General features: G+C 55.9%; 17 protein-coding genes. 12 read left to right on the top strand and 5 right to left on the bottom strand.

Features of this window, described 5'->3' with window-relative positions; all coding sequences use genetic code 11:
- Window positions 1-87: 87 nt before the first annotated feature.
- Entirely contained in the window at window positions 88-870 is a 783-nt protein-coding gene (locus tag ACFL9S_RS19740) for a MipA/OmpV family protein (RefSeq protein ID WP_405263548.1), read from the top strand.
- A 29-nt stretch (window positions 871-899) separates the two neighbouring features.
- On the opposite strand, the gene ACFL9S_RS19745 is transcribed toward ACFL9S_RS19740, so the two are convergent.
- Window positions 900-1,994 carry a DUF1176 domain-containing protein gene (locus tag ACFL9S_RS19745; RefSeq protein ID WP_405263549.1) on the bottom strand — a complete coding sequence of 365 codons (1,095 nt, stop codon included), beginning with the start codon at window positions 1,992-1,994 and terminating at the stop codon, window positions 900-902.
- Window positions 1,995-2,400: 406 nt separating this feature from the next.
- On the opposite strand from ACFL9S_RS19745, the gene ACFL9S_RS19750 reads away from it, so the two are divergent.
- Genes ACFL9S_RS19750 through rbsK form a run of 8 tightly spaced genes read left to right on the top strand, consistent with a single transcriptional unit; the run spans window position 2,401 to window position 10,337 of the window.
- Complete coding sequence (locus tag ACFL9S_RS19750) at window positions 2,401-3,252, top strand: DeoR/GlpR family DNA-binding transcription regulator (RefSeq protein ID WP_405263550.1); 852 nt, start codon at window positions 2,401-2,403, stop codon at window positions 3,250-3,252.
- Window positions 3,249-4,232 carry a substrate-binding domain-containing protein gene (locus ACFL9S_RS19755; protein ID WP_405263551.1) on the top strand — a complete coding sequence of 328 codons (984 nt, stop codon included), beginning with the start codon at window positions 3,249-3,251 and terminating at the stop codon, window positions 4,230-4,232. Before ACFL9S_RS19750 ends, ACFL9S_RS19755 begins: the two co-directional genes overlap by 4 nt.
- Window positions 4,233-5,741 carry a sugar ABC transporter ATP-binding protein gene (locus ACFL9S_RS19760; protein WP_405263552.1) on the top strand — a complete coding sequence of 503 codons (1,509 nt, stop codon included), beginning with the start codon at window positions 4,233-4,235 and terminating at the stop codon, window positions 5,739-5,741.
- Window positions 5,734-6,723: an ABC transporter permease gene (locus ACFL9S_RS19765; RefSeq protein ID WP_405263553.1), complete on the top strand. Its 990-nt coding sequence runs from the start codon at window positions 5,734-5,736 to the stop codon at window positions 6,721-6,723. Before ACFL9S_RS19760 ends, ACFL9S_RS19765 begins: the two co-directional genes overlap by 8 nt.
- A 10-nt stretch (window positions 6,724-6,733) precedes the next feature.
- Window positions 6,734-7,783, top strand: a complete 1,050-nt coding sequence (locus ACFL9S_RS19770) for an ABC transporter permease (RefSeq protein WP_405263554.1) — start codon at window positions 6,734-6,736, stop codon at window positions 7,781-7,783.
- Entirely contained in the window at window positions 7,783-8,475 is a 693-nt protein-coding gene (gene alsE / locus ACFL9S_RS19775) for a D-allulose 6-phosphate 3-epimerase (protein ID WP_405263555.1), read from the top strand. The genes ACFL9S_RS19770 and alsE overlap by 1 nt, the downstream gene beginning before the upstream one ends.
- A complete protein-coding gene (gene alsK / locus ACFL9S_RS19780) occupies window positions 8,472-9,368 on the top strand; it encodes an allose kinase (protein ID WP_405263556.1) in 897 nt (298 codons plus the stop codon). Before alsE ends, alsK begins: the two co-directional genes overlap by 4 nt.
- Window positions 9,369-10,337: a ribokinase gene (rbsK, locus tag ACFL9S_RS19785; protein ID WP_405263557.1), complete on the top strand. Its 969-nt coding sequence runs from the start codon at window positions 9,369-9,371 to the stop codon at window positions 10,335-10,337.
- Between the two features lie 51 nt (window positions 10,338-10,388).
- Here rbsK and nudK read toward each other — a convergent pair whose 3' ends face one another.
- Window positions 10,389-10,967 carry a GDP-mannose pyrophosphatase NudK gene (nudK, locus tag ACFL9S_RS19790; protein ID WP_405263558.1) on the bottom strand — a complete coding sequence of 193 codons (579 nt, stop codon included), beginning with the start codon at window positions 10,965-10,967 and terminating at the stop codon, window positions 10,389-10,391.
- 194 nt (window positions 10,968-11,161) lie between these two features.
- Window positions 11,162-12,610 carry an L-asparagine permease gene (gene ansP / locus ACFL9S_RS19795; protein WP_405263559.1) on the bottom strand — a complete coding sequence of 483 codons (1,449 nt, stop codon included), beginning with the start codon at window positions 12,608-12,610 and terminating at the stop codon, window positions 11,162-11,164.
- Window positions 12,611-13,189: 579 nt separating this feature from the next.
- Here ansP and ACFL9S_RS19800 point away from each other — a divergent pair.
- From ACFL9S_RS19800 to acrD, 3 genes are all read left to right on the top strand, one after another.
- On the top strand, window positions 13,190-14,833 hold the full coding sequence (locus tag ACFL9S_RS19800) for a histidine kinase (protein ID WP_405263560.1): 1,644 nt from the start codon (window positions 13,190-13,192) through the stop codon (window positions 14,831-14,833).
- A complete protein-coding gene (locus ACFL9S_RS19805; RefSeq protein WP_405263561.1) occupies window positions 14,803-15,444 on the top strand; it encodes a response regulator in 642 nt (213 codons plus the stop codon). The genes ACFL9S_RS19800 and ACFL9S_RS19805 overlap by 31 nt, the downstream gene beginning before the upstream one ends.
- 203 nt (window positions 15,445-15,647) lie before the next feature.
- A complete protein-coding gene (gene acrD / locus ACFL9S_RS19810; protein ID WP_405263562.1) occupies window positions 15,648-18,761 on the top strand; it encodes a multidrug efflux RND transporter permease AcrD in 3,114 nt (1,037 codons plus the stop codon).
- 103 nt (window positions 18,762-18,864) lie between these two features.
- Here acrD and ypfM read toward each other — a convergent pair whose 3' ends face one another.
- Both ypfM and ACFL9S_RS19820 read right to left on the bottom strand, forming a co-directional pair.
- Window positions 18,865-18,927, bottom strand: coding sequence for a protein YpfM (gene ypfM / locus ACFL9S_RS19815; protein ID WP_405263566.1), 63 nt, complete (start codon window positions 18,925-18,927; stop codon window positions 18,865-18,867).
- 272 nt (window positions 18,928-19,199) lie between these two features.
- A complete protein-coding gene (locus tag ACFL9S_RS19820) occupies window positions 19,200-19,394 on the bottom strand; it encodes a hypothetical protein (RefSeq protein ID WP_405263563.1) in 195 nt (64 codons plus the stop codon).
- Window positions 19,395-19,588: the final 194 nt, after the last annotated feature.

Here is a 19,588-nt window from a genome sequence, read left to right on the forward strand (position 1 = left end):
GCAGTAAATTGACACTGCCTGTTCATCATTCGGTATCAGATGTGCGGCCACTTGTGAGCCGTGATGATTCGGTGCTGAGGAGCGACGATGATAACCAGAAAATTTACCCTGTGCATTAGCTGTCTTGCCGTCATGAACATCAGTTTTATCGCCCGCGCCGCCGACCCGGACCCGAAAAGCCTGACCCTGGGGATCGGGGCAGCCAGCGCGCCGCGTTACAGCGGTTCCGACCAGCACCAGTGGCAGCTTGTGCCAGTGATACAGGCCCGCGATGGCGCGGTGTTTTTCGACTCGCAAAAAGGTCTGGGATATGACCTGCAGGCCGACTCGGGGCTGTATCTGGAGCATACGCTGGGCTACAGCCTGGGGCGTTCGGATAAAAAGGCCTCATGGCGCGACGGGTCTGACACTCTCAAAGGGATGGGAAATATTGACGCCGCGCTGAATACGGCGCTGGCCGTTGGCTGGACGATTGCGCCGTGGCTCTCCGTGGAAGGCAAAGCAACGCTGCCGTTGAGCGACAGTCAGGGCGTGCAGTATCAAACGTCAGTGACATTGATCCCACTACAGAATGAAAGCGACACTCTCGCCTTTCAGTCCGCCGCGCTGTTTGGCGATGGCCGCTATATGAACACGTTTTACGGTGTTAACGACCCGCAGAGTTCACGCAGCGGTTTCCGCCGCTACGCTGCGCCCGGCGGAATGTATGGCGTACAAAACAGTCTGACATGGGGACACCAGTTTACCCCGCAATGGGGCACCACGCTGGTGGCGGGCTATACCTGGCTTAGCGATCATGCCGCCAACAGCCCGATTGTTTTTCGCCGCAATGAAGCCACTGGCATGGCGGCAATTACCTATACATTTTAATCAACATGAAGAGACGTCATCTTTTTCTCTCACTCCTGGTGCATCTCCACCGAGGCGTTATCCTGGGGCGGGACGCTTTGGCTCTCATACAGCATCGGCCACTGGTCGCTGCTGTGCCAGGCATCGCAGGTACTCTCCTGCGCATATTCGGCCAGCACAAACTGGCGGCCGTTATACTGCCAGCGCGTGGCGACACCGCAGTCACCCAGGCCACGATCTTTGCTGAAGGTTTGTAATTCACCACGCGCTGCATCGAAATCGGCATTCACCAGCTCCAGCTGATTATCCGTGCGCTCCGGTGGGGAAAACGGCAGCGTCAGGGTAATGCTTTTCGATACATAAGGCTGGCTGCGCGACACTTCATACGCCAGGTCAATCATGTTGTACGCCCCCATTTCACAGCTGACCAGCAGCAGCGCCTTATCATCACTGAGCGGTGACACACTGACTTCGCGCCGCAGCGGATTCAGCGAGCAGCTATCGCTGGTGGCCCGCCAGGTGCCAAAATCAATCAGTCCACTGGACTCCTCATTCGTTAACGCCTGCGGCGCATGGCGCGGCACATCCAGCATCGGCAGCGCCGGGGCGGGCGGGACGTTGCTGGCGGCGCGATCGCCGCGCTGTATCCAGGCGCTGGTGCTGTTAATTCTCCCCTGTACTTCATCCATTAACAGCAACGCGGCCTTCAGCCCGTGAAGCCCGATCGTCGCATCCGCCCGGTAGAGCAGTTGAATGGTATCGGCATCCATCACCTGGGCGAGGAATTCATCAATCGAGATGCTGTGAGTGGTGCGCAGATGGTGCGGCTCCACCTCCCAGTGTTTGAGATCGAGCTTTAAACGCTGCCCGTCCAGCAACAGATTATCCTGCAATGCACCGCCGGGCAGCTTGCCGCTAAAACGGTTGCCGTAATCAATGCGTAACTGTGCCGGGGCATCGCTACCCGCCTCCCGCTGTAGCGTCATTGCCAGGCCATTGTTCCCCGGAATGCTGCGCACTTCGCAGCTGTTGAGGTTATTACAGGTGATCTGCCAGTCAGAAAAGGTCTTCTGTAACGGCTGCGCCTGTACAGAAGCCGCATAAGAGAGCGAGAGTAGCCATAACCATTTCGTCCAGTAAGACATTGATCGATGAGGTCCCTGTTTGATCACGCAGTAAAAACACCATCACGGACAATCCGTGTACAGCATTCATCATGCGCAGATCCTGCCAGCGTCTCAATCGGATTTATCGGACAGTCGCCGTTGCCATCGACAATCGGTCAAATCCACATAACCGGGCATTCACGGTCATGTTATTTTCAATCACCGATAAATCGCCAGGAAAACCATTTCGCATAAAGCCCGCAAAATCACCCCCATTAATGTGACTTACGTCACCATTAAATAAGAAACAAAAGTAACACCAACTTATTTATTTAGAGATTGATCACTTAATTACGCAACGTCAAACCGTGGCGGCTGGACTCCTGTCTGGACCACATTTTACGGGCAGGCGATGCCGTACCTTTTATCACACCGGAGGATGCTTATGATGCCGATTGAACGTCAGCGGCAAATTGTCGAAACACTCAGCCAGCAGGGCCGCGTTCTGGTTGCTGAACTGGCGGAACGTTGCCTGGTATCACAGGAAACGATTCGACGCGATTTAACCCTGCTGGAAAAGAAGGGTCTGCTGCATCGCAGCTACGGCGGTGCAGTGATTGCCCGCACGCAGCAGGGAAACAGCCCGGAGCGACTCCGCGAACGACATGAGCATGACCTCGTTTTCCGTCAGCGTATCAATGAAAACGTGACGCAGAAAATGGCGATAGCCAAACGCGCACTCGATTTTATCAGCCCCGGTGACTGCCTGTTACTCGACAGCAGCAGCACCTGCTGGTTCCTGGCCCGCCAGTTACCGGATATTGAATTAACTGTCCTGACGAATTCACTCAGGACGGTCGAAACGTTGGCCGCAAAAGGAAGTATTCGCACGATTTGTCTGGGGGGAGAATATTCCGCCCGCAACGAAGACTTTACCGGCGTGGTGGCAGAACGCCCTTTAACCGAATTTTTAATTAATAAAGCCTTCTTTTCCTGTAGCAGCCTCGGCACCGATGGCTACCTGCGTGAAGGCAACGAAAATAAGGCGCATTTAAAACAACAAATGCTGCTGGCATCAGAAAGAAAATATTTATTACTGGATGCCAGCAAATTTCTTCAACCGTCGTTTGCCCGTATTTGTCATTACCGCGACGTGGATTTTTTAATTACCGACAATCTGAAAGATACAGAATTACAACAAGAGCTGGCGTGGAACGGGGTCAATATTATTGATTGCTCGCGCCGTCAGTACGCCACACAGCTCATTAATCAAGAGAACTTACGGAGCGAAATATGAAAAAAAGCATCCTGACCTGCACCCTGCTCGCCCTGTTTGCCGCCAGCTCACTGCACGCTGCCCAACCGTTACGGATGGGCGTGGTAGTGAAAGTTGGCGGTATTCCCTGGTTTAACGCGATGGAAGCGGGCATTAAAGAAGAAGCCGCCAAACGTGGAATTAATGCCTGGCAGGTAGGACCGACATCTGCCGACCCGGCCTTACAGGTTCGCGCTATTGAAGACCTGATTGCGCAGAAGGTCGATATTATCGGCGTGGTGCCTAACGACCCGAAAGTACTGGAGCCGGTTCTGCAACGGGCGCGGGCGGCGGGCATTAAAGTGATCACCCATGAATCCCCCGGCCAGCCCAATGCCAACTGGGATTTTGAACTGGTGGATGCCGCCACCCACGGCATCAATCATATGAAAGCGCTGGCGCAGTGCATGCACGAGAAAGGCAAATACGCCATGTACGTTGGCAGCCTGACGGTGCCATTGCATCAGCAGTGGACCGATGCCGCGCTCAACTACCAGAAAGAACATTACCCGAATATGCAGAGGGTGACCGACAAGTTTGGCGTCGGAGAATCGCTGGATGACTCCATCCGCACCACCAATGAGCTGATGTCGAAATACCCCGATCTCGGCGGCATTATGGCGTTTGGTTCTCAAGGTCCGATCGGGGCGGGCCGTGCGGTGATGAACCGTAAAAAAATTGACCAGGTATGCGTTGTCGGTGCCTTCAGTCCGGGCCAGGGTGCCTCACTGGTTGCCCGTGGTGCGATTAAGGGCGGCTATATCTGGAACCCGAGAACCGCCGGAGAAGTGTTTGTTCGTCTGGCCGACATGATGCAGAAAAACCAGCCGATCACCGACGGAATGACCATCGAAGGGCTGGGCAAGGTGAAGGTTGACGAGCAGACGCACACCCTTCTCGGCAACAACACCGAAAGTCTGGATAAAACCAACCTGCCTAAACTGGTCAAGCTGGGGTTATAAATGACAACCTTAACCGCAAACCGGCCCCTGATTTCGCTGGAAAACCTGTCGAAAACCTTCGGCGGTAACCGCGCACTCAGTGACCTTTCGCTGTCATTGATGGCAGGCGAAGTCCACTGTCTTGCCGGTACCAACGGCTGCGGTAAAAGCACGCTGATTAAAGTGATCTCCGGGGTGCATGCCCCGGATAGCGGCTGCCGTATTGTGCTGGGCGAGGGAGAACACTTTCCCCGCCTGACGCCGAAGCAGGCGCGCCAGTTTGGTATTCAGGTGATCTACCAGGATCTCTCGCTGTTTCCCAATCTGAGCGTGGCGGAGAACATCGCCTTTGAACATAACCTGCAAAGCCTGCTGGGCTGGTATCACGCGAAAAAAGTGCGGCAGATTGCGCAGAACATCATCGATGAATTGCAATTCAGCCTGAATCTGGATGACAAGGTAGCCGCGTTGTCGATTGCCCAGCGCCAGCAGGTGGCGATCTGCCGTGCTCTGGTCGCCGACGCCCGGCTGGTGATCATGGATGAGCCTACCGCCTCGCTGACCCGCACCGAAGTCAACCAGCTGCTGCGCACCGTGCGTTACCTGAAAGAGAAGAATATCTGCGTGGTGTTTGTCAGCCATCGTCTGGATGAAGTGCTGGAGATCTCCGACCGGGTCACGGTGATCCGCGATGGACGTAAGATCGGCACCTGGCCTGCGGCCGATATCGACAGCCGCCGTCTGACCGAACTGATGACCGGCATGACCTTCGATTTTGAACTGAAGTCCCCGCCGCCTGCGGATGCCCGCACGCTGCTGGAGGTGGAACATCTGACCCGCGCCGGGCAATACCAGGATGTCAGCTTTACCCTGCGCGAAGGGGAAGTGCTGGGGCTGTGCGGCCGCCTCGGATCGGGGCGCACCGAGCTGGCGCTGTCGCTGTTTGGCATGACCCGTCCCGACAGCGGAAAAATCTGGCTCGACAGCAAGCCGGTGCGTTTTCGCAGCCACCAGGATGCGATCAAATCCGGCGTGGCGTATGTGTCGGAAGATCGTCTGACGCTGGGGCTGGTGCAGCAGCAGTCAGTGGGCGACAACATGGTGATCTCCATTCTCGGTAAGTTACGCAATCGCGCCCATCTGATCGACGAAGGGCGGAAAAACCAGCTGATCCATCAGTGGATCGCCGAACTTGGCGTGCGTGTCAGTGACCCGGACCTGCCCGTTTCCACACTGTCTGGCGGTAACCAGCAGAAAATCGTGCTGGCAAAATGGGTGCTGACCCAACCCAAAATCCTGATCCTCGACTCCCCGACGGTCGGCGTCGATGTCGGTGCCAAAGCCAGCATTTATCGCCTGATCCACCAGCTGGCGCAGCAGGGGCTGTCCATCATCCTGATCTCCGATGAAGTGCCGGAAGTCTGGTACAACTGCGACCGGATTCTGCATTTTCGCGACGGGGCAATCCACGCCGAATACCAACCGGCCAGCGTTGAACAACAGCAACTGATGGAGGCCATCAATGCCTGACTTTTCCTGGTGTAAACCGCGTTCCAGCCAGGGCTGGATGGCCTGGGTCCTGCTGCTGAGCTGCCTGCTGTTTTCCGTCAGCAGCGATCAGTTCCTCAGCGTGCAGAACCTGCTCGACCTGGCGGAGAGCTACGCCGTCACCGGTATCTTCGCACTCGGGCTGTTTGTGGTGCTGGTCACCGGAGGCATTGATATCTCGTTTGCCGCCGTCGCGTCGGTGGTGCAGTACCTGATCGCCACGCTGTTTGTGCAGTTCCAGTTCGACAATGCGCTGGTCAGCATCCTGCTGGCGATCGCCTGCGGCACGCTGTTTGGCATGGTGAATGCCGTGCTGATTTATTCACTACGCATCGTCTCGATCATCATCACCATCAGTATGCAGTCGCTGCTGTTTGGCCTGCTGATGTGGCTCACCGACGGCCGCAGTATTTACAGCCTGCCCGAGTGGTGGACCCAGCTGCGCAACGTGCTGCCGTTTGAACTGCACGGGCAGCCTTTCCAGATTGGCCTGCCGCTGGTGGTGATGCTGTCACTGACCGCACTCACCTGGGTGCTGCTGAATAAAACCCATCTTGGCCGCCAGCTGTATGCCGTGGGCGGCGATGCGGAATCCGCACGGCGCGTCGGTATCCGCGTAGGGCTGATTCATCTTGTGGCGTATGGCTACCTCGGCGCGCTGGCGGCGATTGGCGGCCTGGTTCAGGTCTACCGCATGGGAGAAGTGGTGCCCAATGCGCTGGTGGGGCACGAGCTGGATGTGCTGGCGGCAACGGTGCTGGGCGGGGCCAGTCTGATGGGCGGCAAAGGCACGGTGACCGGCACGCTGATGGGGGTTTTCCTGATCGCCATTCTGAAAAACGGCCTGAATCTGCTCGGCGTCTCTGACTACTTTATGAACATTGTGGTCGGGCTGGTGATCATGGTGGCTATCGCGGTCACGCACTACAAAAAACGCAAAGAAACCGATGTCAGCTTTGTCTGAGGAACCTGTGATGAAAGCGCTTCAAAACGTGAAAATAAGCGGTGCAAACACCGGGCTGCTGCTGCTGATTATGCTGGCCGTCGCGCTGTTCAGCCTGCTGATGCCGGGGCGATTTTTTACCAGCGGCACCTTTACCAGCATGGCGTTTCAGTTGCCGGAGCTGGGGCTGCTGACGCTGGCGATGTTTATCGCCATTCTCAGCGGCGGGCTGAACCTGTGCATTATTGCCACCGCCAATCTCACCAGCCTGTTTATCGCCTGGCTGCTGCTGCACTTTTTACCGGCCGGATCGGGCATGGCCATGCAGCTGATGTGGCTGGCGCTCGGCATGGCTGGCGCGGTGGGGATCGCCGTGGTGATCGGCACCCTGACCGGGCTGATGGTAGCGAAAATCGGTGCCCACCCGATTCTGGTGACGCTGGCCACCATGATGACGGTGAACGGCATCGGTATCTATCTCACCAAAGGGGCTGCCGTCAGCGGCATGCCGGAGGTGCTGCGCATTCTCGGCTCCGGCAGCCTGCTGGGCGTGCCGTTGCCGCTGTGGCTATTTCTGATAGCGGCGGCACTGATGGCGCTGTTTCTCGGCAAAACCCGCACCGGAAAATGCATTTATATGTGTGGCAGTAATATCAACGCCACCTGGTTCAGCGGCATTAACACTCACCGCCTGCTGATTACCGTGTACGTCATCTCCAGCCTGCTGTGCGTGCTGGCCGGATTAGTGATGATGGCGCGGTTTAACTCGGCGCGCATCGGCTACGGCGACTCGTATCTGCTGCTGACCGTGCTGGCGATTATTCTCGGCGGTGCCGACCCGAACGGCGGCTTTGGCCGCGTCAGCGGGGTGGTGCTGTCGCTGATTGTCCTGCAAACCCTCTCAACCGGTTTCAACCTGATGAACCTTAGCCAGCATTTCAGCCTTGCCATGTGGGGCGTGCTGCTGGTGGTGGTCCTGATGGTGAAATTTATGACGGCTCGCTGGCGTGAATCCCATGCCCAGCGAAACAGCCGGGCTGGCCAGATCCCCGCCCCTTTAACTGAAAAAAAGGAAGTCTGATGCGTACCAAAATTTCGCCTTCGCTGATGTGCATGAATCTGATGGAAATCAAGCAGCAGCTCTCCGTGCTGAACACCCGCGCCGATTTTCTGCATGTGGATATTATGGATGGTCATTACGTTAAAAATATCACGCTGTCGCCGTTCTTTATTGAGCAGATCCGCCCGTTTACGCAGGTCGCCATTGATGTGCATCTGATGGTGGAGGAACCGACTGATTTTATCGACGCGGTAGCAAAAGCCGGGGCTGACTATATCTGCCCGCACGCCGAAACTATTAACCGCGATGCTTTCCGCGTGATTAATCATATTCGCTCACTGGGCAAAAAAGTCGGCGTGGTGCTCAATCCCGCCACACCCGTCTCCTTTATTCATCACTATATTCACCTGCTGGATAAAATCACCGTGATGACGGTCGATCCAGGCTATGCCGGGCAGCCCTTTATCAGTGAAATGGTGCTGAAAATCGCCGAACTGAGAGCATTGAAACAGCAGCAGGGCCACCGCTACCTGATTGAAATTGATGGTTCCTGCAACCAGAAAACCTACTCCACGTTGCTGGGTGCCGGGGCAGAAGTGCTGATTGTCGGAACCTCCGGCCTGTTTAATCTGCACGATAACCTGGAAACGGCCTGGGACCAGATGAGCAACAATATTGCTCAGGCACGAGGCGCATTGCAGGAGTCCGCATGACAGACACCTGGCTCGGTATTGATATTGGCGGGACCAGCACCCGACTGATGCTGATGGATAACCAGCGGCACTGGCTGAACTTCCATAAGATCGCCACCGCCAGCTGGTCGCAATCGCCTGAAGCCCTGACGGAGCTGGCGCAGCGGATAACGCAGTTCCTTGAACAGCAGCCGGTCAACGGCGTGATGCTGGGGTTGCCGGGCATTCTGTCACGCGACCGTCAGCAGGTGCTGTCGCTGCCGTTTATTCAGCGGCTGGATAATCAGCCCGTCGCCGCACAGCTGAGCGAACGGCTGGGCCTGCCGGTGGCGATGGATAAAGACGTTAATCACCTGATGCTGTGGGATTTATTACAGCTTCCGCTGCTGCCGGACAGCGCGGTCGGGCTGTATCTCGGCACCGGGATGGGCAACAGCTTGTGGCTTAACCGCCAGTTTTATCACGGCGAACACGGCGCAGCCGGTGAGCTGGGCCACATTCCGTTTGGCGAGAGCAACCTGCCCTGCCCCTGTGGGAACCACGGCTGCGCGGAGACGGTGACCTCCGGCCACTGGCTGAGTGGCTGGGCGGCAGAGCATCTGCCCGATATTCCGTTGGGCGAGGTGTTCAGCGTGCATCGTCATCACCCGGCGCTGGAGGCCTTTGTCACCCGACTGGCGAAGGTGATTGCTATGGAGATGAATATCCTCGACCCGGATACGCTGATCCTCGGCGGCGGCGTGCTGGCGATGGCGGATTTCCCTCAGGATGCACTGCGCCAGCAAATCCGCCAGTATCTGCGCCCGCCGATCACCCGCAGCGGGCTGAAGATTGTTTTCAGTGCGCCAGGCGATCAGACCGGCTGTCGCGGTGCCTGCCTGGCCGCACAACGCCACTTCAGTGAGGGGCAATAAATGAAAGGTAAAGTCTGCGTTTTTGGATCATTTAATCTGGATATTGTTGCCGGAATGGCACGTTTCCCGCTGCCCGGTGAGTCGCTGATTGCCGAAAACAGCATGATGGGACCGGGTGGCAAAGGGGCGAACCAGGCGATTGCGGCCCTGCGTGCCGGTGCGCGCGTGCATTACATCGGCAAAATTGGTCAGGATGACTTCGGCAGTTTTGCCCGCCGTCACCTGGAGAACAGCGGCTTCGATGCCATCACGCTGTTTACCTGCAAAGAGAAACCCACGGGGAATGCGCTGATCTACGTGGCGGGGGATGATGCGGAAAATATGATTTCGGTCTACCCCGGTGCCAATCTGACGGTGACCGCAGCCGAAGTCACCCGCTGCCAGCCGACGGTGGCAGCGGCCGATATCCTGCTGATGCAGCTGGAAAATAACCTGAGTGCCATTCAGCGCATGATCGACAGCGCGCGCGCTGCCGGAACGCGGGTGATCCTCAATCCGGCCCCCTGGCAAAAAGTCAGCGATGCGCTGCTGGCGAAAGTCGACCTGCTGACGCCAAACAGCCATGAAGCCACGCAGTTAACCGGGGTGCCGGTGACGGATTTTGCCAGCGCGCAGCAGGCCGCCCGCGTGCTGCATGCCAAAGGGGTGCGTCAGTTGATTATCACGCTGGGGATGCAGGGCGCGCTGCTGTCGGATCAGGGCGAAGTCCTGCATATTCCGGTGTTTCCTGCGCAACCGCGCGATACCACCGGGGCCGGTGATGCCTTTAACGGTGCGCTGGCGGCAAGGCTCGCCGCCGGGGAGCCTCTGGCCAGCGCGGCGCATTTTGCCGCGGCCTATGCCTCGGTGTGTGTGGAGCATCGTGGCGCTGCCCACTCAATGCCGCTGTATGCCGATGCGTTAGCACGCCTGCAACAATACCCTGAGATTCAGGCGGTCGACCCGCGCGTGACGATTGCTGCTGGCTAGCATAACGAACAGTGAAGGATACCCGGCCGCTCAGGCCGGATATCACCAGGGTTAAAGATGCAGCCAGCCCACCAGCAGAGCATGCTGTAACAGGGTGACGGTTTTCCCGTCTTTAATGCGCCCCTCTTTCACCATTGCCCAGGCCTCCGGGAAGGTCACTTCCAGCACATCGATATCTTCGTCATCAATTCCACCCCCCGCGTTTTCGCGCCGGGACTCGCTGTACTCTGCGGCAAAGAAATGCACCATCTCGGTGACGCCGCCCGGCGACATATACAGCTCGAACAGCTTTTCCACGTCACTCACGACATAGCCGGTTTCTTCAATAGCTTCCCGACGAATGCAGTCTTCCGGTGAATCATCGTCCAGCAATCCGGCGCAGGTCTCTATCAGCATCCCGCTGGGATTGCCATTCACCCAGGTGGCGATACGAAACTGACGGGTCAGCACCACGCTGTTTTTATCGCGGTTATACAACAGGATGGTGGCGCCATTACCGCGATCGTACACTTCGCGTTTGTGACGCAGGGTGGTGCCATCGCTGGCGGTGAGATCGTAGGTGAAATTGCGCAGGACGAACCAGTTCTCGGAAAGAACTTTATTCTTGATGACGTCGATCTTGGCTGACATACAGTCTCCGTGGTGATGCTTCAGGAGCCTGCCATCTTAGAACGCAATAACCTGGAAAACTATCTGAAACGGGTCAGGCATGCCTGACCCCTACGTACGATGAGGTTGTGGCATACCTGACCCCTACGTACGATGAGGTTGTGGCATACCTGACCACTAACTTGTAGGGGCGTGGCATGCCGCGCCCGTCAGGATCAATGGTTCTGCTCTTCCTTAGCCAGCGCATTAACACGCTTACGCGCGCCAAACCAGCCGAGGATCAGCACCACCGCGATAAGCGGGATAGAAGCAATGGTGTAGGTGCCGTTCGGGTAGTCGAACGCCATCAGCACCAGCACGCTGAACAGGAACAGCAGGGTCAGCCAGGAGGTAAATGGCGCCCACGGCAGTTTAAAGCTCACATCTTCCGCCTTGCCTTCTTTGATCGCTTTGCGCAGACGCATCTGGCACACCACGATAAAGGCCCAGGAAGACAGAATACCCAGCGCCGCCACGTTCAGCACAATTTCAAATACGCTGGAAGGCACGATGTAGTTCAGGTAAACACCGATAACATAGACGCCGATAGTGACCAGAATGCCCATATAAGGCACCTGCTGGCCGCTCATTTTTGACATGAACTTCGGTGCAGAACCGCCCATCGACATCGAGCGCAGAATACGGCCCGTTGAGTAGAGACCCGAGTTCAGGCTGGACAGCGCCGCAGTCAACACCACGATATTCATGATGCTGCCAACGTAAGGAACGCCCAGCTTAGAGAAGAAGGTCACAAACGGGCTTTGCCCTGCCTGATAGGCATTCCACGGCAGCAACAGCACCAGCAAGACAACCGAACCGACATAGAACAGACCAATACGCCAGATCACGCTGTTGATCGCTTTCGGCAGCATGGTTTTCGGGTCTTTACACTCTCCTGCCGCCGTTCCCACCAGTTCAATCGAGGCGAAAGCAAACACCACGCCCTGCACCAGCACCAGTGCCGGCATCAGGCCATTCGGGAAGAAACCGCCGTTATCACTGATCAGATGGAAGCCGGTCGCGTTGCCATCCAGCGGCTTACCGCTGCCAAGGAACACCACACCGACCACCAGGAACACCACGATCGCCAGCACTTTAATCAGTGCAAACCAGAACTCCATCTCGGCAAACCACTTCACGCCGATCATGTTCATGGTGCCGACAATGGCTAACGCACCGAGGGCAAACACCCACTGCGGCACATCGCCAAACGCGCCCCAGTAATGCATATAAAGCGCAACGGCGGTGATATCGACAATCCCGGTCATCGCCCAGTTAACGAAGTACATCCAGCCCGCAACATAAGAGGCTTTTTCGCCGAGGAATTCACGAGAGTACGAGACAAAGCTGCCGCTGGAAGGACGGTGTAACACCAGTTCGCCCAGCGCGCGGAGAATGAAGAAAGAGAAAATACCACAGACCAGATAGACGATCGCCAGCGCAGGTCCGGCAGCTTGCAAACGGGAACCGGCCCCGAGAAACAGCCCGGTACCAATCGCGCCACCAATGGCAATCATCTGGACGTGGCGATTGTCCATGGCTTTATGGTAGCCAGAATCATGAGAGTTTAACCAACGTCTTTTTGCTGCGCGTTTTTCTGCGCCCGATTTTTTTTCAGCGTTCATTTTCGATCCTGTTGTCCTGTCCACAATGTGATGCGGTTACCTGTCCCGGGTATCCTGCTTTCTTATTATGCCAACCAAACGATTGCGTAGTATGACGCACCGCGGGTCGATCCGCCTGTCTGCTGTAGTTTTATTCATGACGCAGGCAGGAAAATCGCGGCGATGCATCCTAACCGTTCTGATTAATTGACGCAAAAAAACCACGCTGGAAATCGTGAGCTTTTGTAATTTTTGTCGAGTGACGCATAAAAAAACCGACCACAATTTGCGGTCGGTCAGTGAAAGCACTAAGAACTACACAGGGACATACAGGGACTTCAGGGGTACTGGCTTGGGGTCAACATGCGATTAATAATCATGTCGTGATGGGATTAATTATTACCGATGCAATGAAAAGTAGAGTGAGCATTCAGTAAAGGCATTAAAACATTGTTGGCGTAGAGCGTGGCCGCGCCAAGAAACGTAAAGGTGTATGTCAAAACCCCAAGGATGTAACCGTGCATGACATACCGGGCGTAATATTTCAGTAAACGGTGACATGGCGTTATAATAATCCATCGGAAATTAAGGATGATTACTGTGCCCCTCACTCGCCCCCTGACCTCCAGTCGCCTGGCTTGCGCCCTGTTTGCGATCGTTGTGCTTTACGTTATCTCAAGTGGCCTGACGCTGTTAACGCTGTCCGGCAGTCTGCGCGATGCGGAAGTGGTCAATCTGGCGGGGTCACTGCGTATGCAGGTCTGGCGGATGAACGGGGACGTCACCACCCACTCCCCGCTTTATGCGCAGCATATCACTGACTACCAGCGTACCCTGCACTCACCTGCCCTCAGAGCGTTGGATCGTTTCTATGTGCCTGCTACCGTGCGTCAGCGCTATCGGGAACTGCTGATGGCGACACAACCCACCGCCTCTCAGACTGGCGAGAACCCCGATCAGGTGATCCGTCAGGTGGCACAAATCGACCAGCTCGTGCTGGCGTTACAGCACTGGGCGGAGCGCAAAATGCGTCTGGCGGCGCTGATCTGTCTGCTGGGATTTCTGACGATTGCGCTGCTGGTGTTCATCATTCTGCACCGTATACGGCATCGCGTGGTCGGGCCGTTTAAGCCTGGCGTACTGGCACGAGCATTGACCCGAATGTCAGGCGAGTGGCAAACGTCATGGCGGGCAATGTCATTGAACATTGAGGAAAAAAACGCCGCTTTAACGCGTGACAACCGCCGTCTCAGCCTGCTGTATGCCTGCTCTCAGCAACTCAGCCATAGCGTAAAAGGGCGGGAGGCATTTTTGCAGACGCTGCGACGGGTGTCTGACCATGAAAAGCTCAGTTTTATTGCATTTTCTACGCCCGAATTGGGTTCACTGTCTGTCGGCTGCATACTGCCCGACAGACAGTGGCAAACGCTGCCGTTACGTCAACACCCGGAGCAGCCGACCTGGGGCGAACTGCGCTGGCAGGCCGATCATCACGCGTCGCCCGTGATGGACAGTGTGGCTTCGTTACTGGCCCATGCGCTGGAGCAGTGGCAGGCCCAACAGCAGGTGCAAAGCCAGCTGCTGCTGCAAGAGCGAGCAACGATTGCCCGTGAGCTGCATGACTCGCTGGCACAGTCTCTGACTTTTTTACGTATTCAACTGGTCAGGTTAAAGCGCGCAACCGCTGCCGATGCGTCAGCCAGGCAGGCTATTGTGGAAGAGTTTGAGCAGGTGCTCTCCACCGCTAACCGTCAGCTGCGTGAGCTGTTAACCACCTTCAGGCTGACCATTGAACCTGCCAGCCTGACGCATGCGCTGGAACAGGTGATCGCCCCGCTGCGCCCACAGAGCACGGCGACCATCACACTGGCGTGCCCGCTGGATGTCCAGCTTCCGGCACAACAGCATATTCATGTTTTGCAGATGGTCCGTGAAGCCCTGCTCAATGCAGTGCGCCATGCTCATGCGACGGAAATCTGCATCAGCGGCGACCACCATCCCGTCGCAGGGATGACCATCACCATCAACGATAACGGTGTGGGAATGGCAACACTTGAAGAGCCGGAAGGACATTACGGCCTGAATATTATGCATGAACGCGCTGCTCTGCTAAACGGAGAGCTAACAATTACGCGTCATGCGAACGGCGGCACCTGCGTGTCTTTACATTTTATCCCGCTCACTGAAAACAGACCGGAAAAGGAATTATTATCATGGAAGAGCAAAAAAACATCAGTGTCATGATTGTCGACGATCATCCGTTGATGCGGAATGGTATTCGCCAGCTACTGGCACTGGAGCCTTATTTTGACATTGTGGCTGAAGCCAGCAGCGGTGAAGAGGCACTGGTCAACGCGCGGGAACATCACCCGGCGTTAATCCTGTTAGATCTGAATATGAAGGGCTGGTCTGGCCTTGAGACGCTGCATGCACTGAGAGCCGAGAATATCCCGTCACGCGTCGTGGTGCTGACCGTCTCTGACCACCGTCGCGATATTTCCGCCCTGCTGGAGGCGGGCGTCAATGGTTACCTGCTGAAAGACAGTGAACCGGAAGCGTTGCTGAATCACATTATTCTGGCCGCTAACGGCGGTACCGCCTTCAGTGCGCCATTGCAGGCGTTGCGTAACAACGATAACTGGAAAGCCGATCCGTTCATTAACCTGACGATGCGTGAACGGGATGTGATGAAAGAGGTAGCGGCGGGCCTTTCCAATAAAGAGGTGGCAGAGAAGCTGGAGATTTCAGATCAGACGGTGAAGGTGCATCTGCGCAACGTTACGCGAAAACTGAATGTACGCTCCCGGGTTGCTGCGACCGTGCTGTGGCTGGAATCGCATCACGCCAATCTGTAACGAAAACGCGTCCTGTTAGCACGATAATTTACATATTCTCCTCAATTTCTCCACGATTGTCCGCGCAACGGCGAGTAAAGTGATTCACTGCCGGAGCGCGTTGAATAATTTGATAAAGTTGCTCCGCACTGAACTCTCAAACGCCGCAGGGAACACAGGCATTCTTTTTTTCTTTTTTCAGACAACATGCTGCGGAGCTTGAGATGGCGAACTTCTTTATCGACCGCCCGATATTTGCCTGGGTACTGGCGATTCTTATGTGCCTGACCGGTGGGCTGGCGATTGTTTCCCTGCCCATTGAACAATATCCCGACCTTGCGCCCCCCAACGTCCGTATCACCGCTAACTATCCTGGTGCCTCTGCTGAAACACTTGAAAACACCGTGACCCAGGTGATTGAGCAGAACATGACGGGCATCGATAACCTGATGTATATGTCTTCGCAGAGCAGCAATACCGGGCAGGCAACCATCACGCTGACCTTCGAAGCTGGCACGAACCCTGACGAAGCGCGCCAGCAGGTGCAGAATCAACTCCAGACCGCGCTGCGTAAACTGCCGCAGGATGTGCAGTCGCAGGGGGTGACGGTCAATAAAACCGGCGACACCAATATTCTGATGGTGGCTTTCGTCTCTACCGACGGCAGCATGGATAAGCAGGATATCTCCGACTATGTGGCCAGTAATATTCAGGACCCGCTCAGCCGCATTGACGGCGTGGGCCAGGTGGATGCTTACGGTTCACAATATGCGATGCGCATCTGGCTCGATCCCGACAAGCTGATTAACTATGCCATGACCACTGCCGATGTGGTCAGCGCCATCGAATCGCAAAACAGTCAGGTGGCGGTTGGCCAGCTCGGCGGCCTGCCCTCCGTTGACCACCAGGCACTGAACGCCACCATTAACTCCCAGTCGCTGCTGCAAACACCGGAACAGTTCCGCGCTATCACGCTCAAGGTGAATGCGGACGGCTCGGTCGTCACGCTGGGTGATGTGGCGCAGATTGAACTGGGTGCAGAGAAATATGACTACCTCAGCCGTTATAACGGCATGGCGGCGTCAGGGCTGGGGATCAAGCTGGCATCCGGTGCCAACGAACTGCAAACAGACACGCTGGTGCGCGCCCGTCTTGACGAACTGTCACACTACTTCCCGCACGGACTCAAAGCTGAAATTGCCTATGAAACCACGCCATTCGTAAAAGCCTCCATCGAAGATGTGGTGAAAACCCTGTTTGAGGCGGTGCTGCTGGTCTTCCTGGTGATGTACCTGTTCCTGCAAAATTTCCGCGCCACGCTGATCCCGACCATTGCCGTGCCGGTGGTTCTGCTCGGCACCTTCGGCGTGCTCTACACCTTTGGCTACAGCATTAATACCCTGACGATGTTTGCGATGGTGCTGGCCATCGGGCTGCTGGTGGATGATGCCATCGTGGTGGTGGAGAACGTTGAACGAATAATGAGTGAAGAGGGGTTGTCCCCGCGTGAAGCCACGCGTAAATCGATGGGGCAGATTCAGGGGGCGCTGGTCGGGATTGCGCTGGTGCTGTCGGCAGTATTTATTCCGATGGCGTTCTTTGGCGGCACCACCGGCGCGATCTATCGCCAGTTTTCGGTGACGATTGTCTCTGCGATGGTGCTGTCGGTGCTGGTCGCGATGATCCTCACCCCTGCCCTCTGCGCCACACTGCTTAAACCGCTGGCAAAAGGCCATCATCACGGGCGACGCGGTTTCTTTGGCTGGTTTAACCGCATGTTTAACCGTAGCGCTGAACGCTACGAGCGCGGCGTGGGGAAAATTCTCGCGAAAGGCGGCCGCTGGCTGCTGCTCTATCTGGCGCTGATTGGCATTATGGCCTTCCTGTTTCTGCGCCTGCCGACGTCATTCCTGCCGCTGGAAGATCGCGGCATCTTCACCACTCAGGTACAGCTACCGCCAGGTTCCACCTTGCAACAGACCATGAAAGTGGTGGAAAAGGTGGAGAAATACTATCTGACGGAAGAGAAAGACAACGTGCTGTCGGTGTTTGCCACCGTCGGTGCCGGTCCGGGCGGTAACGGGCAAAACGTGGCACGTATGTTTGTGCGGCTGAAAGACTGGCAGGATCGTACCGACAGCCACAACACCGCCTTTGCCATTATCGAACGCGCCACCAAAGCCTTCGAAAAAATCAATGAGGCAAAAGTGATCGCCAGCAGCCCGCCAGCGATCACCGGCCTGGGTAACTCCGCCGGGTTTGATATGGAGTTGCAGGATCACGCCGGGCTGGGCCATACCGCCCTGATGAACGCACGTAATGCGTTGCTGGAGATGACGCAGAAAAATCCGCAGCTGACCCGGGTACGCCACAACGGCCTGGATGACAGCCCGCAGCTGCGCATTGATATTGACCAGCGTAAAGCCCAGGCGCTGGGCGTATCGCTCGATGATATTAATGCCACGCTGCAAACCGGCTGGGGCTCAACGTATGTGAATGACTTCCTCGACCGTGGACGGGTGAAAAAGGTCTATGTTCAGGCTGATGCGAAATTCCGTATGCTGCCAGACGACATCAGCAAATGGTATGTGCGCAACAGCAGCGGTCAGATGGTGCCGTTCACCGCGTTTGCCCGCTCCCACTGGGAAAGTGGATCCCCTCGTCTGGAACGTTACAACGGCTATTCTGCGGTCGAGATTGTGGGTGAATCCGCTGCGGGCGTCAGTAACGGAGCCGCAATGGATGTGATGGAGAAGCTGGTCAGTCAACTGCCTACGGGGATCGGTTTGCAGTGGACCGGGGCATCGCTTCAGGAGCGGATGACCGGGGCACAGGCACCTGCCCTGTATGCACTGTCGTTACTGGTGGTGTTCCTCTGTCTGGCAGCGTTGTATGAGAGCTGGTCAATCCCGTTCTCGGTAATGCTGGTGGTGCCATTAGGGGTGATTGGGGCGCTGGTCGCCACCTGGCTACGCGGGCTGGAAAACGATGTTTACTTCCAGGTCGGTTTACTGACCGTCATCGGTCTGTCCGCGAAGAACGCCATCCTGATTGTCGAATTTGCCAATGAGATAAATACGCGCGGGCGCGATCTGGTGGAAGCCACGCTCGAAGCCTCGCGCCAGCGTCTGCGGCCGATTCTGATGACCTCGCTGGCTTTCATCTTTGGTGTGCTGCCGATGGTGATCAGCAATGGTGCAGGTTCCAGCAGCCAGCATGCGGTGGGAACAGGAGTAATGGGCGGTATGATCTCGGCGACGGTGCTGGCGATCTTCTTCGTCCCACTGTTCTTTGTGCTGGTACGCCGACGTTTCCCACTGAAAGATAAGCCTCAGTAAATAAAGAAAAAAGGCAGCCGGTGGAGGGCTGCCTTTTATAATTTCGGTAACTGAAGGTAAAGCATTTTGATGCGGTCGTCGTGCTTTTCTTTTCTCAAACTTATTACTTACGTAACATTGCTTCGATAAAGACTTTCCAGTTCCCCAGTTCTAAATCAATCATCATATCCTCTCTTTTTTTGTAGGTTCATTTTAAGAGTAATCCCAATAAAAAGAAAGATGCGGATCTCAATTGCTGCTATCGGTGACAGGCGTTAAACGGGTATTTGATGGATTTGTGTGGCAACGCACAGTTCGAGCGTAATGATTTCGCAGGAAATTATTAGCAACAGCACAGGATTGGCTTTCTTGCCGTTGACCGAAAACACATCGACCGCCTGCCAGAGGACGTTGCCAGCAGGGCAAAAACATCGACCCCTGGCGGGGCCGGATACATCATTACTTGAGAATGATCACTTTGTCATAACCGCCGCTTTCGCTGTCGATATGCGTTTTGGCGTCAGGATGCTCACGCATTACGGCGTCAACGACATACGCAAACTCTTCACAACGGGTTTTCTTTTTGCGCTTCAGCACAATGGTCGACTGGGTCTCTTCTACCGTATGTGCGGCAGACTCTTTCATGTAGTTCATCGCTCCCCTCCTCTCGATCGCGGGCTTTCTGCCCTGGTAAACGGTGCTCATAACAATGATGCTACGTTGAGCTCTCCCGAATATAGATGAATCCCACAAAAAACAGAAGGGTACAGAAGTCTGACTTTTACTGACTGCGCATCAAACGTTCTTCCGTGGTTACCGGCGTTCTGAAGTGGTCAACTAAAACTGGC

Origin of the sequence: Erwinia sp. AnSW2-5 (genome assembly GCF_045107195.1) — a bacterium.
Taxonomy (GTDB): Bacteria; Pseudomonadota; Gammaproteobacteria; order Enterobacterales; family Enterobacteriaceae; genus Erwinia.

Coding starts and splice junctions, on each gene's coding strand:
- ACFL9S_RS19740 (WP_405263548.1), top strand. CDS start 88: ATGATAACCAGAAAATTTACCCTGTGCATTAGCTGTCTTGCCGTCATG.
- ACFL9S_RS19745 (WP_405263549.1), bottom strand. CDS start 1,994: ATGTCTTACTGGACGAAATGGTTATGGCTACTCTCGCTCTCTTATGCG.
- ACFL9S_RS19750 (WP_405263550.1), top strand. CDS start 2,401: ATGATGCCGATTGAACGTCAGCGGCAAATTGTCGAAACACTCAGCCAG.
- ACFL9S_RS19755 (WP_405263551.1), top strand. CDS start 3,249: ATGAAAAAAAGCATCCTGACCTGCACCCTGCTCGCCCTGTTTGCCGCC.
- ACFL9S_RS19760 (WP_405263552.1), top strand. CDS start 4,233: ATGACAACCTTAACCGCAAACCGGCCCCTGATTTCGCTGGAAAACCTG.
- ACFL9S_RS19765 (WP_405263553.1), top strand. CDS start 5,734: ATGCCTGACTTTTCCTGGTGTAAACCGCGTTCCAGCCAGGGCTGGATG.
- ACFL9S_RS19770 (WP_405263554.1), top strand. CDS start 6,734: ATGAAAGCGCTTCAAAACGTGAAAATAAGCGGTGCAAACACCGGGCTG.
- alsE (WP_405263555.1), top strand. CDS start 7,783: ATGCGTACCAAAATTTCGCCTTCGCTGATGTGCATGAATCTGATGGAA.
- alsK (WP_405263556.1), top strand. CDS start 8,472: ATGACAGACACCTGGCTCGGTATTGATATTGGCGGGACCAGCACCCGA.
- rbsK (WP_405263557.1), top strand. CDS start 9,369: ATGAAAGGTAAAGTCTGCGTTTTTGGATCATTTAATCTGGATATTGTT.
- nudK (WP_405263558.1), bottom strand. CDS start 10,967: ATGTCAGCCAAGATCGACGTCATCAAGAATAAAGTTCTTTCCGAGAAC.
- ansP (WP_405263559.1), bottom strand. CDS start 12,610: ATGAACGCTGAAAAAAAATCGGGCGCAGAAAAACGCGCAGCAAAAAGA.
- ACFL9S_RS19805 (WP_405263561.1), top strand. CDS start 14,803: ATGGAAGAGCAAAAAAACATCAGTGTCATGATTGTCGACGATCATCCG.
- acrD (WP_405263562.1), top strand. CDS start 15,648: ATGGCGAACTTCTTTATCGACCGCCCGATATTTGCCTGGGTACTGGCG.
- ACFL9S_RS19820 (WP_405263563.1), bottom strand. CDS start 19,394: ATGAACTACATGAAAGAGTCTGCCGCACATACGGTAGAAGAGACCCAG.